The organism is Nocardia sp. XZ_19_385 (assembly GCF_015355755.1).
Lineage (GTDB): Bacteria > Actinomycetota > Actinomycetes > Mycobacteriales > Mycobacteriaceae > Nocardia.
This window is the reverse complement of sequence record NZ_JACVEE010000001.1, coordinates 419344-435217: the sequence shown is the minus strand read 5'-3', so window position 1 is coordinate 435217 and position 15874 is coordinate 419344. Positions and strand designations below refer to the sequence as shown.

Annotated in this window: 13 protein-coding genes; all 13 read right to left on the bottom strand. The window is 67.8% G+C overall.

Annotated features, from left to right (window positions below; all coding sequences use genetic code 11):
- Nucleotides 1-122: 122 nt before the first annotated feature.
- Nucleotides 123-698, bottom strand: coding sequence for a hypothetical protein (locus tag IBX22_RS01875; protein WP_309234380.1), 576 nt, complete (start codon nucleotides 696-698; stop codon nucleotides 123-125).
- A 42-nt stretch (nucleotides 699-740) separates the two neighbouring features.
- Nucleotides 741-1445 carry a hypothetical protein gene (locus IBX22_RS01870; RefSeq protein ID WP_194813642.1) on the bottom strand — a complete coding sequence of 235 codons (705 nt, stop codon included), beginning with the start codon at nucleotides 1443-1445 and terminating at the stop codon, nucleotides 741-743.
- A gap of 118 nt (nucleotides 1446-1563) precedes the next feature.
- Nucleotides 1564-1740, bottom strand: coding sequence for an RGCVC family protein (locus IBX22_RS01865; protein ID WP_194813641.1), 177 nt, complete (start codon nucleotides 1738-1740; stop codon nucleotides 1564-1566).
- 219 nt (nucleotides 1741-1959) lie between these two features.
- Nucleotides 1960-3570 carry an NADH-quinone oxidoreductase subunit NuoN gene (gene nuoN / locus IBX22_RS01860; protein WP_194813640.1) on the bottom strand — a complete coding sequence of 537 codons (1611 nt, stop codon included), beginning with the start codon at nucleotides 3568-3570 and terminating at the stop codon, nucleotides 1960-1962.
- Nucleotides 3567-5192 carry an NADH-quinone oxidoreductase subunit M gene (locus tag IBX22_RS01855; protein WP_194813639.1) on the bottom strand — a complete coding sequence of 542 codons (1626 nt, stop codon included), beginning with the start codon at nucleotides 5190-5192 and terminating at the stop codon, nucleotides 3567-3569. The genes nuoN and IBX22_RS01855 overlap by 4 nt, the downstream gene beginning before the upstream one ends.
- Before the next feature lie 109 nt (nucleotides 5193-5301).
- Nucleotides 5302-7188 (bottom strand): NADH-quinone oxidoreductase subunit L, encoded by a 1887-nt coding sequence (gene nuoL / locus IBX22_RS01850; RefSeq protein WP_194813638.1) that lies wholly within the window; start codon nucleotides 7186-7188, stop codon nucleotides 5302-5304.
- A gap of 1 nt (nucleotide 7189) precedes the next feature.
- The gene (gene nuoK / locus IBX22_RS01845; RefSeq protein ID WP_194813637.1) at nucleotides 7190-7489 is read right to left on the bottom strand and encodes an NADH-quinone oxidoreductase subunit NuoK; all 300 of its coding nucleotides are present in this window, start codon (nucleotides 7487-7489) and stop codon (nucleotides 7190-7192) included.
- Nucleotides 7486-8304, bottom strand: coding sequence for an NADH-quinone oxidoreductase subunit J (locus tag IBX22_RS01840; RefSeq protein ID WP_194813636.1), 819 nt, complete (start codon nucleotides 8302-8304; stop codon nucleotides 7486-7488). Before IBX22_RS01840 ends, nuoK begins: the two co-directional genes overlap by 4 nt.
- The gene (nuoH, locus tag IBX22_RS01835) at nucleotides 8301-10133 is read right to left on the bottom strand and encodes an NADH-quinone oxidoreductase subunit NuoH (protein ID WP_194813635.1); all 1833 of its coding nucleotides are present in this window, start codon (nucleotides 10131-10133) and stop codon (nucleotides 8301-8303) included. Before nuoH ends, IBX22_RS01840 begins: the two co-directional genes overlap by 4 nt.
- The gene (locus IBX22_RS01830) at nucleotides 10126-12588 is read right to left on the bottom strand and encodes an NADH-quinone oxidoreductase subunit G (protein WP_194813634.1); all 2463 of its coding nucleotides are present in this window, start codon (nucleotides 12586-12588) and stop codon (nucleotides 10126-10128) included. The genes nuoH and IBX22_RS01830 overlap by 8 nt, the downstream gene beginning before the upstream one ends.
- Nucleotides 12585-13907, bottom strand: coding sequence for an NADH-quinone oxidoreductase subunit NuoF (gene nuoF / locus IBX22_RS01825; RefSeq protein WP_194813633.1), 1323 nt, complete (start codon nucleotides 13905-13907; stop codon nucleotides 12585-12587). Before nuoF ends, IBX22_RS01830 begins: the two co-directional genes overlap by 4 nt.
- Nucleotides 13904-14581, bottom strand: a complete 678-nt coding sequence (gene nuoE / locus IBX22_RS01820) for an NADH-quinone oxidoreductase subunit NuoE (protein WP_194813632.1) — start codon at nucleotides 14579-14581, stop codon at nucleotides 13904-13906. The genes nuoF and nuoE overlap by 4 nt, the downstream gene beginning before the upstream one ends.
- Nucleotides 14578-15870 carry an NADH-quinone oxidoreductase subunit D gene (locus tag IBX22_RS01815; protein ID WP_194815514.1) on the bottom strand — a complete coding sequence of 431 codons (1293 nt, stop codon included), beginning with the start codon at nucleotides 15868-15870 and terminating at the stop codon, nucleotides 14578-14580. The genes nuoE and IBX22_RS01815 overlap by 4 nt, the downstream gene beginning before the upstream one ends.
- Between the last annotated feature and the right edge of the window lie 4 nt (nucleotides 15871-15874).

Sequence of the window (15874 nt, the reverse complement as noted above, 5' to 3'; positions counted from 1 at the left end):
CAGCCGTCAGCCGTGCACGACGACAAGTTCGGCAGAACCTGCGAGAACGCAGACGATGCGAAGTGGCACGGACTGCAATTCCGGCGACCCGATCGGGACGGTGCGGAAAGTGAGGGAACGCTTCAGGCGTACGCGGGTGGCCCTCGAGTCCCGATTCCGGAGCTGATGAGCAGTCGTCGCGCGGTCAGCGCCGGAACGACCGTGACGATCGAGAACGGTGCGTGCGGTGCGACGGGCCGGGTGTGCAGCGCGCGCACGGCCTCGCGCACGCTGGATGCTGCGCGGGCGAGCCCGAGTTCGGCGGCACGAATCAGCAACGCGCCCACGGGAACCGCCAGCACGTGCGCCAGCAGCATGAGCCCGGCGGAGTGCGACACCTGCTGATGGCAGGGCGACAGCGTCAGCGCCGTATGCCCGACCGCCTGACCCGCCATGAGCAGCAGCACGAGCTCGCCGAGACCGGGCGCGGCTGCCGAGCGGCGGAGCACGCTGACGACGACTCCGATCAGGGCGCAGGCGCCGAGCAATAGAGCGACCGAGGAATCACCAAGGGAGACCACGCCGCCGCCGAGGGCGTGCGCCGCGATACTCACCGCACCGCAGGCGGATCCGACGAGGGCACCGCTGAGGGATCCGCCGGTGGCCGCAGCCGACGGGGCAGGGCGCAGTCGCGCCGCTTCCTCCGCCGGTGTTCGCACCGGCACATACTACTGCCGGTCGTAGTAAGCGGTGATGCGGAGTCACACGGGGCGGAAGCCCGCGCCCACACCGCCGGCCTCGGCGATATCCGCGAGGATCATCCCGATCTGGGTAGCTACCGCCGGATCAAGGACCGGCACCGCCACCGACTGGCCCGAAACCGCCACCGCCGAGGTGTCGGCCTGAACATGACCCACATTCATGCCGACCAGGCGATCACCCAGCGTGACGGGCGCACCGGAGTCCCCGGACTGCGATCCCGCCTCGTTCTGGAACCACCACGGATGCGCGTCCCACACGATCCCGCAGCCGAACCCGGTGGTGCGGCCGATCTTGCACACCAAATCCCCGGGCCGGGGTGGTTCGCCGATCCCGTCGATCCGGGTCGCCGATACCTGCCGGACCGGGACAACCTTGGCCGGGTCGAATTCGATGACCGCGTAGTCGTCGTCGTAATCGACCAGCGCGACCGTGCCGACCGCCCCCGCCTCGGCCGTTCGTTCGGCCAGCACCGGCATACCGAGGTCCGCGCAGTGCCCGGCGGTCAGCCCGACCAGGCGTTGCTCGCGGTCGTAGCCGATGGTGGTCAGCGTGCAGGCGACCTGGTCGCCGATGGTGATGCCCGACCCGCCGCCGAGGACAGCGGTCTGCTGGGCCGTCCCGGGCCCGGCGCATAGCGCGGTCGCCGGAATCGCGGCCAGAGTGGCCAGCAGCAGGGGGAGCCGGACCCGCGCGAGGGCAGACATAGTGTCAACTGTGCCTGCGCCGCCGGGCCGCTGGGCTACCCTTCCGTTGCAGGTAGGACACGGTTCGGCTGGGGCCCGAGCACCTGCTGCGCACTCAGGTCACGACCGGGGCAGCGGTTCAGTTGGCGCGAGGGCAGACGCAGCCGCGGTCCAGGTGGCCGGCGGCGGTGGCGTCGCAGAAGCGCTGGGAGATCTGGTCGTGCGCGTCGCGCGGATGCTTACATGCGGGGCAGCCGCCGTCGTTCGTGGCGCTCTGGTCCTCGGCGGGCTTGGTCTGTGTATCGGTTGCGGACAATCTGGGCTCCTGTGTCCTGTGCGTGCACGGATCCAGCGGCGTCGGACACACCGAGAGACTTTGCGATTACTTCGCGCCTCAACGCTACGCCTACCCCCGTGCCCAAGATTCGCGCAATGGCCGCAACAAGATAGAGCGTCGGGCAGATTCGTTCGACGACCGCGGAAACGCCGACGGCCGCCCGGATCGGGATCCGGGCGGCCGTCGGTTTCCGAGAGGTCAGCGGACGAAAACGGCCGCTTGTTCGGCGAGGTTCAGCAGTGGCTGCGGGAAGACACCGAGCGCCAAGGTGGCCGCGGCGGTGATGACGACCACGGACCAGGTGAGCACCGGTGGCACGACAATCGGTGCGTCCGTGGACGGTTCGGTGAAGAACATCAGCACGATGACGCGGATGTAGAAGAAGGCCGCGATGGCGCTGGAGATGACGCCGACGATGACCAGGAAGGTGGCGTGGTCGGCGGCAGCGGCTTGGAACACCGCGAACTTGCTGACGAAGCCCGAGGTCAAGGGGAGACCGGCGAAGGAGAGCAGGAACAACGCGAATATGGAAGCGAGCCAAGGGGAGCGGCGGCCGAGACCGGCCCACTGGGACAGCGCGGTGGCTTCGTCGCCGGCGGGGGTGCGGACCAGGCTGACGACGGCGAAGGCGCCGACGGTGCCCAGGCCGTAGGCGACCAGGTAGAACAGGATCGCGGCGGTGCCCGCGTCGGTGGCGGCGACCAGGCCGATCATCAGGAAACCGGCATGGGCGACAGAGGAATACGCGAGCATGCGCTTGACGTCGGTCTGGGTGATGGCCAGCACCGCGCCCAGCGCCATGGTGGCGATGGCGATGGCGGCCAGGACCGGGCGCCAGTCGTCGCGCAGGCTGGGCACCCCGATCTGGATGACTCGCACGAGCGCGCCGACGGCCGCGATCTTGGTGGCGGCGGCCATGAACGCGGTGACGGGAGTGGGCGCGCCCTGGTAGACGTCCGGGACCCAGGACTGGAACGGGACCGCGCCGATCTTGAACAGCAGACCCACCGCGAGCATCGCCACGCCCAGCAATGCCAGCAGCGCGTTGGAGGGATGGGCGATCAGGGCGTCGGAGATTCCGGCCAGTTTCACCGTGCCAGCCTGCCCGTACAGCAGGGCGACTCCGTAGAGGAAGAACGCCGACGAGAACGCCCCGAGCAGGAAGTACTTGAGCGCCGCCTCCTGGGAGAGCAGCCGCTGCCGCCGGGCCAGCCCGCACAGCAGGTAGAGCGGCAGCGAAAGCACTTCCAGCGCAATGAACATGGTGAGCAGGTCGTTGGCGGCGGGGAAGAGCAGCAGACCGCCGACGGCGAGCATGGTCAGCGGGAACACTTCGGTGGTGGCGATGCCCGCGTTCTCGGCGGTGCGTTCGGCGGCGCTGCCGGGCACCGCCGAGGCCTGCGGGGTGAAGGCGTCGACGACGCGCGGGCGGGCGGCGTTCAACGCCCAAGTGCCTGGGCCGGAACGCTTTTCGGCCACCGGCTGGGCGTGGCGTTCGGCCATGAACACGATCCCGAGCAGGGAGACCACGAGGATGGCGCCCTGCAGGAACAGGCTGACCCCGTCGATCGCCACCGCGCCGACGAGGGCGGTCGCGGAGGTGCCCGCCAACCCGATGACCGCGACCAGCGCCGCACCCAAGCCGAGAATGGCGAGCAGCACCTGGGTGACATACCGGGCGCGGCGCGGGACGAACGCTTCGACGAGCACCCCGGCCACGGCCGCGCCGAAGACGAGCAGCATCGGCAGGATCAGGCTGTATTCGATACTCGGCGCGGGCACGGTGGCCGCGAGAACTGCGGTACTCACTTGTGCGTACCTCCGGAAGTGGCGGCCGGTCCGGCCTCGGTAACGGCGGGGATGACAGGTTCCGGATCCTTGACGCCGATGGTGGTCAGCGTTTGGCTCACCGCGGGATCGATGAAGTCCAGCACCGGTTTCGGATACACCCCGAGGAAGATCAGCGCGGCGATCAGCGGCACCACCACGGCGTACTCGCGGGGGACCAGGTCCTTGATGCCCTCGTTGCCTTTGGTCACGGGCCCGGTCATCATCCGCTGGTACATCCACAGCACGTACACCGCGGCCAGCACCAGTGCGGCGGAGGCGACCACCGCGGCCACCTGGTAGCGGCTGAACGTGCCGACCAGGACCAGGAATTCGCTGACGAACGGCGCGAGCCCGGGCAGTGACAGCGTGGCGAGACCGGCGATGAAGAAGGTGCCCGCCAGTACCGGCGCCACCTTCTGCACCCCGCCGTAGTCGGCGATGACGCGAGTTCCGCGGCGCGACACCAGGAATCCGGCGATCAGGAACAGCGCGGCGGTGGAGATGCCGTGGTTGACCATGTACAGCGTCGCGCCGGTCTGGCCCTGACTGGTCATGGCGAAGATGCCGAGGATGATGAACCCGAAGTGCGAGATCGAGGTGTAGGCGATCAGGCGCATCACATCGGTCTGGCCGATGGCCAGGACCGCGCCGTAGATGATGCCGATCACCGCGAGTGTGATCACCACTGGCGCATAGGTTCCGGCGGAGTCGGGGAACAGCAGCAGGCAGTAGCGCAGCATGCCGAAGGTGCCCACCTTGTCGACCACCGCCATCATCAGCACCGCGCTCGACGGTGTCGCGGCGACGGCGGCGTCGGGCAGCCAGGTGTGCAGCGGCCACAGCGGCGCCTTCACCGCGAAGGCGAACATGAAGCCGAGGAACAGCGCGTTGAGCACGGCCGGTCCGGCACCGAGTTGACCGGAGTTGGCGGCGGCGACCACGACCCGCAGGTCGAAGCTGCCGGTGCCGTCGGGGCCGAGGGATTCGCGGGCGGTGAGGACGTAGAGGCCGATCACCGCGGCGAGCATGATGAGTCCGCCGAACAGGTTGTACAGCAGGAACTTCACCGCCGCCCGGGACCGCTGCTGCCGCAAGGCAATGTCGCCGCCGCGGGGCCCGAAGCCGCCGATGAGGAAGTACATCGGGATGAGCATGGCTTCGAAGAAGATGTAGAACAGCAGGATGTCCAGGGAGACAAAGGAGACCAGCACCATGGCCTCGACCAGCAGGGTGAGCGCCAGATAGGTGTGCATCACCCGTTTGCCGCCGCCGACCTCGCGGTCGTCGTTCCAGCCCGCCAGGATCAGGATCGGTACCAACGCGGTGGTGAGCAGGACGAGAACCAGGGCGATGCCGTCGAGTCCGAGGGTGTAGCCCGCGCCGAAAGCCGGGATCCACTCATGGGATTCGACGAACTGGTACTGATCGCCACCGGGGTCGAAGCGCACCGCCGTCACCACGGCCAAGACCAGCGTCGCCAGCGCGAAGGCGAAGGCGACGATGCGGGCGAGGTTGCGCTGGGACGCAGGCAGGACCAGCACCACGATCGCGCCGGCGACCGGCGCCAGCCACAGGGTGGTCAACCAGGGGAAGTTGTTCACCGCAGCCTTCCTTCACTCCGGGGAGCTGTGTGGGTCCCGGCCGGCAACGTGCCGGGACGACGAGTTACGGCGGGCGGGCCGAGACGACGCGGCTCGGTGGGTTGGTTGCTCACCAGATCCTCACCGCCAGCAGCGCGGCGGCGACCAGGGCGGCACCGGAGAACATGGACAGGGCGTAGGAGCGCACGAATCCGGTCTGGATTCGGCGCACGCGGCCCGACATACCGCCGATGAATGCCGCTGTGCCGTTGACGATTCCGTCCACGCCACGGTTGTCGAGGAACACCAGCGCCCGGGTGAAGTGGCGGCCCGGCCGCATGAACACGCCCTCGTTGAAGGCATCGCCATAGAGGTCCTTGCGGGCCGCGACGGTGAGCACACTCGCCGGAACCGGTGCGGTCTCGGGGATTTCACGCTGCGCGTACTCGCGGTAGGCGACACCGACACCGATGGCGACCACGCTCAACGCCATCGCGGTGACCACCCAGGCGGGCAGCACATGCTCGCCGTGGTGTTCACCGACGACCGGCGTCAGCCAGTTCTGCAGCGACGAACCCAGAACCAGCAGGCCACCGGAGAACACGGAGCCGAGGGCCAGCACCATCATCGGGCCGACCATGGTGCGCGGCGACTCGTGCGGGTGGGTGTCTTCCTTCCACCGGCTCTTGCCGAAGAACGTCATCAGCATCACGCGGGTCATGTAGAACGCGGTCAGCCCCGCACCGATCAAAGCCGCGGTGCCTAGCGTCCAGCCCTTCGCCCCGCCGGCGTTGAACGCCGTCTCGATGATCTTGTCCTTGGAGAAGAACCCGGCGAACGGCGGCACCCCGATGATCGCGAGATATCCGAGCCCGAACGTTATGTAGGTGACGGGCAACAGCTTTCGCAGGCCGCCGTACCGTCGCATGTCGGTTTCGTCGTCCATCGCGTGCATCACCGAACCGGCCCCGAGGAACAGCCCGGCCTTGAAGAAGCCGTGGGTCAGCAGGTGCATGATCGCGAACGCGTACCCGGCCGGTCCGAGTCCGGCGGCCAGGAACATGTAACCGATCTGGCTCATGGTGGAGGCCGCGAGCGCCTTCTTGATGTCGTCCTTGGCGCAGCCGATGATCGCACCGAACAGCAGCGTCACCGCGCCGACGATCACCACGCCGAGTTGCGCGTTCGGCGCGAGGTCGAAGATTGGCCCGGACCGTGCAATCAGGTAGACGCCGGCGGTCACCATGGTGGCCGCGTGGATGAGCGCCGACACCGGGGTCGGGCCCTCCATCGCGTCCCCGAGCCAGGACTGCAACGGCACCTGCGCGGATTTACCGCAAGCCCCGAGCAGCAGCAGCAAACCGATCGCGGTCAGCGTACCCTCGCTGGCTTGCGGTGCGGCCGCGAACACATCGCCGAAGCCGATGCTCCCGAAGGTGGCGAACATGGTGAACATGGCGATCGCCAAGCCCATGTCGCCGACCCGGTTGACCACGAACGCCTTCTTGGCCGCCGTTGCCGCCGTGGGCTTTTCGTGCCAGAACCCGATCAGCAGGTAGGACGCCAGGCCGACGCCTTCCCAGCCGAGGTAGAGCACCAGGTAGTTGTTCGCCAGCACCAGCAGCAGCATGGCCGCGAGGAACAGGTTGAGATAGGCGAAGAACCGCCGCCGGTTCGGGTCGTGCTCCATGTAGCCGACCGAGTAGATGTGGATCAGCGAACCCACACCGGTGATCAGCAGCGCGAAACACATGGACAGCTGGTCCAATTGGAGCCCGAAGTCGACTTGCAGACCGGCTACGGGGACCCACTCGAACAGATCGAGATGGATTGCCCTGGCGGCCCCATCGCGACCGAGCATGCCGAAGAAGGCGATCACCGCGACGCCGAAGGAGGCCACCGCGGCGGCACTGCCGAGCAGGTGGCCCCACTTGTTGCTGGTGCGTCCGGTGAGCAGGAGGATTACGGCGCCTGCCAGAGGCAGGGCGGGCATGAGCCAGAGCGTTGCCGTATCCATGTCAGAACTTCAGCAGGTTGGCGTCGTCGACCGAGGTCGAGCGGCGGGCGCGGAAGATGGTCATGATGATCGCCAGGCCGACAACGACTTCCGCCGCGGCCACGACCATCGTGAAGAACGCGAAGACCTGACCGTCGAGGTTGGAGTGCAGTCGCGCGAAGGTGACGAATGCCAGATTCACCGCGTTCAGCATCAGCTCGATGCACATGAACACCACGATGGCGTTGCGCCGCAGCAGCACTCCCGCCGCACCGATGGTGAACAGCAGGGCGGACAGGAACAGATAGTTCTCGGGGTTCACCGCTTGCCTTCCTCGTCTGCCTGGGAGGTGACCGTCTCGGAGCCGACCGAGATGACGGCCGCCTCGGTCAGTGCCTTGTTGCGGCGGTGCCGCAGGATGGTGCTCACCGAATGTTCTTCGAACGAGCCGTCGGGCAGGCGCGCCGGAATGTCGACCGCGTTGTGCCGCGCGTACACGCCCGGGGTGGGCAGCGGGGTCGCGCGGCTCTTGCCGTCCCGGAACCGCATCCGTGACATCTCGCGCTGGCCGAGCTTGGGCTCCAGCTGGTCGCGGTGCGCGAGCACCATGGCGCCGATGGTGGCGGCGATGAGCAGCGCGCCGGTGAGCTCGAACGCCCAGACATACTTGATGAAGATCAGCTCGGCGAGCTCACCGATGACGTCGCGTCCGGCGAACCCCGTGGCGGGGAACGTGATTCCGGAATCGCGGATGCCGTTGGCGATGCCGCTCATGAACAGGATGCCGAACCCGAGCCCGACCGCGCAGGCGGCGGCGCGCTGGCCCTTGATCGTCTCCTTCAGCGATTCCGCCGAGTCGACGCCGACGAGCATCAGCACGAACAGGAACAGCATCATGACCGCGCCGGTGTAGACCACGATCTGCACGACGCCCAGGAACAGTGCGTCCTGGGCGATGTACATGACGGCGAGCGCGATCATGGTGGCGGCCAGGCAGATCGCCGAGTGCACGGCTTTCGAGGAGAACACCATGCCGAGCGCGCCGATCACGGCGAGCGGGGCGAGGATCCAGAACTGCACCGCCTCGCCGGTACCGGTCTGCGTCAAAGGCTCTGCGGCCAACAGGAATTCGTTCACCGTGCGACTCCTTCGGTTCCGACCGCCGTTGGCTCTTTGTCCCGGCCGACCGGTTCATCCGAGATCGGATCGACCGCGGGAATACCGCCGGGCACCGTGCCGCGGTAGTAATCGCCTTCGGTCGCACCGGGATACATCGCGTGCGGCGGTGCTTCCATCCCGGGCTGCATCGGCGCGAGCAGGTTCGTCTTCTCGTAGATCAGATCGGCCCGGTTGTCGTCGGTGAGCTCGTAGTCGTTGGTCATGGTCAGCGCCCGGGTCGGGCAGGCCTCGATGCACAGGCCGCAGCCGATGCAGCGCAGATAGTTGATCTGGTAGACCCGGCCGTACCGTTCACCCGGCGAGAAGCGTTCGGCCTCGGTGTTGTCCGCGCCTTCGACATAGATCGCGTCGGCGGGGCAGGCCCAGGCACACAGCTCGCAGCCGATGCACTTCTCCAGGCCGTCGGGATGCCGGTTGAGCTGATGCCGCCCGTGGTAGCGCGGCGCCGTCGGCACCTTCTGTTCCGGGTAGTACTCGGTGTTCGGCTTCTTGAACATCGTCGCCGCGGTGACCGCGAAACCGCTGAGCGGCTCCAGGAAATTCGCCTTCGTGACATCACGGTGCTGCACGTCGGCGGGCAGCGGTGGCGTCGGGAAGCCCAGGAACACACCGGATTCCGCCGCGGTCATCGGTTCGTCGGCCAGCGGGGGCAGGTTCGGTTTGCGGCCCGCCCGCAGGAACATGCCGACCATCAACGCGGTGATGACGATGCCGCCGATCACCAGCGCCGGGGTCTCGATATGCAGACCTTCGGCTTCGGCGACCCGCACGCCGGCGACCAGCATGACCCACAGCAGCGACACCGGGATCAGCAGCTTCCAGCCGAGATTCATGAACTGGTCGTAGCGCAGGCGGGGGAGCGTGCCGCGCAACCAGATGAACACGAACAGGAACGTCCACACCTTGGCGACGAACCACAGCAGACCCCACCATCCCGCGTCCGCGCCCGGGATCATGTTGAACGGCCACGGCGCGTGCCAGCCACCCAGGAACAGGGTGGTCGCGAGCGCGGAAACCGTTGCCATGTTGACGTATTCGGCGAGCATGAACATGGCGAACTTGAGCGAGGAGTACTCGGTGTGGAAGCCGCCGACCAGCTCGCCTTCGGCCTCGGGGAGGTCGAAGGGCGCGCGGTTGGTCTCGCCGACCATGGACACGCAGTAGATCAGGAACGAGGGCAGCAGCAGGAACACGAACCAGGTCGGGCTCTGCGCGGAGACGATGCCCGAGGTGGACATGGTGCCCGCGTGCAGGAACACCGCCGCGAAGCACAGCGCCATCGCGATCTCGTAGGAGATCACCTGCGCGGTGGAACGCAGACCGCCGAGCAGCGGATAGGTGGAACCCGAAGCCCAGCCCGCCAGCACGATGCCGTACACGCCGATCGAGGTGATGGCCAGGATGTAGAGCACTGCCACCGGCAGGTCGGTGAGCTGCAGCGCGGTGCGCTCCCCGGCGATGGAGACCTCGCCGCCGAGCGGGATCACTGCGAACGCCATGAACGCCGGGATCACCGAAATGATCGGCGCCAGCACGTAGATCGGCTTGTCCACGATGGCCGGGATGATGTCCTCTTTGAGGGCCATCTTCACGCCGTCGGCGACCGCCTGCAGCGAACCTCCGGGGCCGACCCGGTTGGGTCCGACGCGCATCTGCATGCGCGCCACGATCTTTCGTTCCGCGACCACCGCGATCATCGGGGTGAGCAACAGGAAGACGAAGATGGCCAGGGACTTCGCGATGATCAGCCACATCGGATCGTGGCCGAAAAGACTCAAGTCACTCACTGCGGCGTCCCTTCGTGCTCTCGTCGGCGCGCCGGATCTCGACGACGCCGCCGGGTGCGGTGGCGAGCTGTTCGGTGATCGAGCAACCCGGCGAGTTCTGCGGCAGCCACACCACCCGGTCGGGCATCTCGGTGATCATCAGCGGCAGCGTGACCAAGCCGCGCTGGGTGCCGACAGTGACCGGATCATCCTGCGCGGCACCGATTTCCGCGGCGGTCGCGGCCGAGAGCCGGACCACCGCGGGGCGGGCGATACCGGCCAGGTTGGGTTCACCGTCCTGCATGCGGCCCTGATCGAGGAGCATGTGCCAGGAAGCGAGGACGGCGGTGCCTGCGGTCGGTTGAGTGACCGGGTGCGGGCGGTGCGCGGGAGCAGGGAGCGGCTGCCCGTCCCAGATCCCGAGTTCGGCCAGCTCGGCGCGGGCCGCCGCGGCGTCCGGGAGCGCGAGCTGGACGCGCATTTCGTCGGCGATGGCGTGCAGTACGCGTCCGTCGGACAGCGGTGCGGCGGTGCGGGTCACCATCGAGTCGCCGAGCGCGGCTTCGAAGCGGCGCGGCCTGCCCTCCCAGGTGCGGAAGGTGCCGGTCTTCTCCATCGCGGTGGCGACCGGGAAGACGACGTCGGCCCGGTCGGTGACCGGGCTGTGCCGCAGTTCCAGGCTGACCACGAAGCGGGCGGCGTCGATGGCGGCGAGCGCGGCGCTGGGATCGGGGAGATCGGTGATGTCGACGCCACCGATGACCAGTGCGCCCAGGCCCGAAGCCGCGTCCAGGATGCCCGCGGTGTCGCGGCCCGGGGTCGCGGGCAGCTCGCCGACATTCCACGCGGACCGAACCTGCTGACGCGCAGCGGGATCGGCGACCGGACGACCGCCCGGGAGCAGACCCGGCAGGGCGCCGGATTCGATCGCGCCGCGTTCCCCGGCGCGACGAGGCACCCAGGCCAGAGCGGCCCCGGTTTCCTCGGCGAGGTGCACCGCGGCCGAGAGCGCGCCGGGGATACCGGCGAGCCGTTCGCCGACCAGGATCACCGCGCCGGGCTGGCGCAGCAGGCGGGCGGCATTGTCGGCGATCTCGGCGGCGCCGGTTCGAAGTGCCTCCAGCACATGGGGTTCCGCGCCGGGCACGGTTGGCAGGAGGGTGCCGGACATGCGCTCCAGGCCGCGCGAGGCGTACGGCGCGAGCGAGTAGACCGCCGAACCGCGCTTGCGGGCCGCCTTGCGCAGACGCAGGTAGATGATCGGCGACTCCTCTTCCGGTTCGAAACCGGCGAGCAACACGATCGGCGCGCGTTCCAGGCTGTCGTAATCGACGGTGACACCCTGCCCGGCGACACAGGCCGCGAGGAAGTCCGCCTCCTCGGCCGAGTGCACCCGGGTGCGGAAGTCGATGTCGTTGCTGCCCAGCGCGATTCGGGTGAACTTGCTGTAGGCGTAGGCGTCTTCCTCGGTGACCCGGCCGCCCACCAGCACGCCCGCGTTCCCGAAGGCCGCGGCCAATCCGCCCGCGGCGGCCGCCAGGGCCTCCGACCAGGAGGCAGGATGCAACGTGCCGTCCCAGCCGCGCACCAGCGGAGTGGTGATGCGGTCGCGCTCGGTGGCGTAGGCGAATGCCCAGCGGCCCTTATCGCAGTTCCATTCCTCGTTGACCTGCGGATCGTCACCGGCCAAGCGGCGCAGCACTTTTCCGCGCCGATGGTCGGTGCGCTGGGCGCAACCGGAGGCGCAGTGCTCACACACGCTGGGGCTGGAAACCAGGTCGAACGGGCGGGCCCGGAATCGGTAGCTGGTCCCGGTGAGCGCGCCGACCGGGCAGATCTGCACGGTGTTGCCGGAGAAGTAGGAGTCCAGCGGTTCGGCCTGCGCGGTGCCGACCTGTTGCAGCGCACCGCGATCCATCAGTTCGATGAACGGGTCACCGGCCACCTGCTGGGAGAACCGGGTGCAGCGGGCGCAGAGCACGCAGCGTTCCCGGTCCAGCAGCACCGCCGTGGACAGCGGAATCGGCTTGGGATAGATGCGTTTCACGCCCTCGAACCGGGATTCCGGCCGCCCGGAGGACATCGCCTGGTTCTGCAGCGGGCATTCGCCGCCCTTGTCGCAGACGGGGCAGTCCAGGGGGTGATTGATGAGCAACAGCTCCATCACTCCCTCCTGGGCCTTGTCGGCGACCTCGGAGGTGAGCTGGGTGCGCACCACCATGCCCTCGGCGACGGTCTGGGTGCAGGAGGCGACCGGCTTGCGCTGGCCTTCCACCTCGACGATGCACTGCCGGCAGGCGCCGACCGGTTCGAGCAGCGGATGGTCGCAGAAACGGGGGATCTGGATGCCGATGAGTTCGGCGGCCCGGATCACCAGGGTGCCGGGCGGCACGCTGATCGAGGTGCCGTCGATGGTCAGCGTGACGAGATCGGCTGGCAACAAACCACTTTCGTTGGAGCTCACAGTGGAGGTCATCGGATCTCTCCTTCCGCCCAGACCGTGCTGCGCGCCGGATCGAACGGACAGCCCGCCCCGCCGAGGTGCATCTCGTACTCCTGCCGGAAGTATTTGAGCGAGGAGACGATGGGGCTGGCCGCGCCGTCACCGAGCGCGCAGAACGACTTGCCGTTGATGGTGTCGCTGATATCGAGCAGCTTCTGCAGATCCGATTCGGTGCCCCGGCCCTCTTCCACGCGCTTCAGCAGCTGCACGAGCCAGTAGGTGCCTTCGCGGCAAGGGGTGCATTTGCCGCAGGATTCGTGGGCGTAGAACTCGGTCCAGCGCAGCACGGCGCGCACCACACAGGTGGTGTCGTCGAAGATCTGCAGGGCCTTGGTGCCGAGCATGGATCCGGCGGCGGCGACGCCTTCGTAGTCGAGGGGGACGTCGAGGTGTTCGTCGGTGAACAGCGGGGTCGACGAACCGCCCGGGGTCCAGAACTTGACCGTGTGCCCGGCTCGGACACCGCCCGCGAACTTCAGCAGCTCGCGCAGCGTAATGCCAAGGGGCGCTTCATATTGCCCGGGGCGTGCCACATGGCCGGACAGCGAGTACAACGTGAAGCCGGGCGACTTCTCGCTGCCCATGGACCGGAACCACTCGATGCCGTTGAGGATGATCGGCGGCACGGAGGCGATGGATTCCACATTGTTGACCACGGTCGGGCAGGCATAGAGGCCCGCGACGGCCGGGAACGGCGGCCGCAGGCGGGGCTGACCGCGGCGGCCTTCCAGGGAATCGAGCAGCGCGGTTTCCTCGCCGCAGATGTAAGCGCCCGCGCCGGCATGCACCACGAGGTCGAGGTCGTAACCGGAGCCCAGGATGTTCTTGCCGAGATAGCCTGCGGCATAAGCCTGTTCGACGGCGGCTTGCAGACGGCGCAGCACTGGCACCACCTCGCCGCGCACGTAGATGAACGCGGTAGCGGCGCGGATCGCGTACGAGCCGATGATCACGCCTTCGATCAACGCGTGCGGGCTCGACAGCATCAGCGGAATGTCTTTGCAGGTACCGGGTTCGGACTCGTCGGCGTTGACCACCAGGTAGTGCGGTTTCGTCACGCCGTCGGGTCCGGGACCCTGCGGGATGAAGCCCCACTTCAGACCGGTCGGGAAGCCCGCGCCGCCACGGCCGCGCAGACCGGCGTCCTTGACGGTCTGGATGACCGCGTCCGGGTCCATCCGAAGTGCTTTGCGCAGCGCCTGATAGCCGTCGTGACGCGAGTAGGTGTCGAGGGTCCAGGACTCCGGGTCATCCCAGTAACGGGACAGGACCGGCGTCAGGGCGGTGGTCATGCGTTCTCCTCCCGCGAAACCTTCAGGCCGGCCAGGGTCGCCTCGCCCGCCGCACCGTCGAGCACGCCGGGGCGCTCGTCGGGGAATCCGGCGAGGATGCGGGCGGTCTGCTTGAACGTGCACAGCGTCGCGCCCCGGGTCGGGGTCACCGGCTGGCCGGCGCGCAGCGCGTCCACCAATGCCTGTGCCGATTCCGGGGTTTGGTTGTCGAAGAATTCCCAGTTCACCATCACGACGGGCGCGAAATCGCAGGCCGCGTTGCACTCGATGTGCTCGAGGGTGACCGCGCCGTCCTCGGTGGTCTGGCCGTGCTTGATGCCGAGGTGACGTTCCAGCAGGGCCAGGATCTCGTCGCCGCCCATCACCGCGCACAGCGTGTTGGTGCAGACGCCGACGTGGTACTCCCCGGTCGGGGTGCGCCGGAACATGGAGTAGAAGGTGGCGACCGCGGTGACTTCCGCGCCGGTCAATCCCAGCATGGCGGCACAGAATTCGATGCCGGTGCTGGACACGAAACTCTCTTCGGCCTGCACCAGATGCAGCATCGGCAGCAGCGCCGAGCGGGCCACCGGGTAGCGGCCCATGATCTCCTTGGCCTCGACGGCCAGGCGCTCGCGGACCTCCGGGGGATAGGGCTCGGGCCGGGTCGAGAGCTTGAGCAGGATCTCGGTCATCGGTCGACACCACCCATCACCGGATCGATGCTCGCGACGGAGGCGATCACGTCGGCGACCATGCCGCCCTCGCACATCGCCGCCACCGCTTGCAGATTCGTGAACGAGGGGTCCCGGTAGTGCACCCGGAAGGGCCGGGTGCCGCCGTCGCTGACCATGTGCACGCCGAGTTCGCCGCGCGGGGATTCCACGGCCGTGTACACCTGGCCCGCGGGCACCCGGATGCCCTCGGTGACCAGTTTGAAGTGGTGGATGAGTCCCTCCATGGATGTGCCCATGATCTTGCCGATGTGCTCGGGGGAGTTGCCGAGTCCGTCCGGGCCCAGCTTCAGGTCGGCGGGCCAGGCGATCTTCTTGTCCGACACCATGACCGGGCCGGGCCGCAGCCGGTCCAGGCACTGCTCGACGATCTTGAGCGACTCCTTCATCTCCTCCACCCGGATGACGTAGCGGCCGTAGCAGTCGCAGCCGGTGGTGGTGGGGATGTCGAATTCGTAGGTCTCGTAACCGCAGTACGGCTGCGACTTGCGCAGATCGTGCGGCAGACCGGTGGCGCGCAGGCACGGGCCGGTGATGCCCAGGGCCATGCAGCCGGTCAGGTCCAGGTAGCCGATGTCCTGGGTGCGGGCCTTCCAGATGGGATTCTGGGTGAGCAGATGCTCCATGTCCCGCAAGCGTTTCGGCATCAGATCGAGGAGTTCACGCACCTTCTGCACGCCATCGTCCGGCAGATCCTGGGCGAGGCCGCCCGGCCGGATGTAGGCGTGGTTCATGCGCAGGCCGGTGATGGTCTCGAAGACGTCCAGGATCAGTTCGCGTTCCCGGAAACCGAACAGCATCGGGGTGAGCGCACCCAGCTCCATACCGCCGGTGGCCAGGGCCACCAGATGCGAGGAGATGCGGTTGAGTTCCATGAGCATGACGCGAACGACCGTGGCGCGCTCCGGGATCTGCTCGGTGATGTCGAGCAGCGATTCCACACCGAGGCAGTAGGCGGTCTCGTTGAAGAAGGGGGACAGGTAGTCCATCCGGGTGACGAAGGTGACGCCCTGCATCCAGTTCCGGAATTCGAGGTTCTTCTCGATACCGGTGTGCAGGTAGCCGATACCGCACCGGGCTTCTTTGACGGTTTCGCCCTCGATCTCCAAGATGAGGCGCAGCACGCCGTGCGTGGACGGGTGCTGCGGTCCCATATTGACGACGATGCGTTCTTCGGCCGCGCCCTCGATCGATTCGGCGACCTGGTCCCAGTCCTGTCCGGCGACGGTGACCGTGGGGAGAGTGTCGATGTCG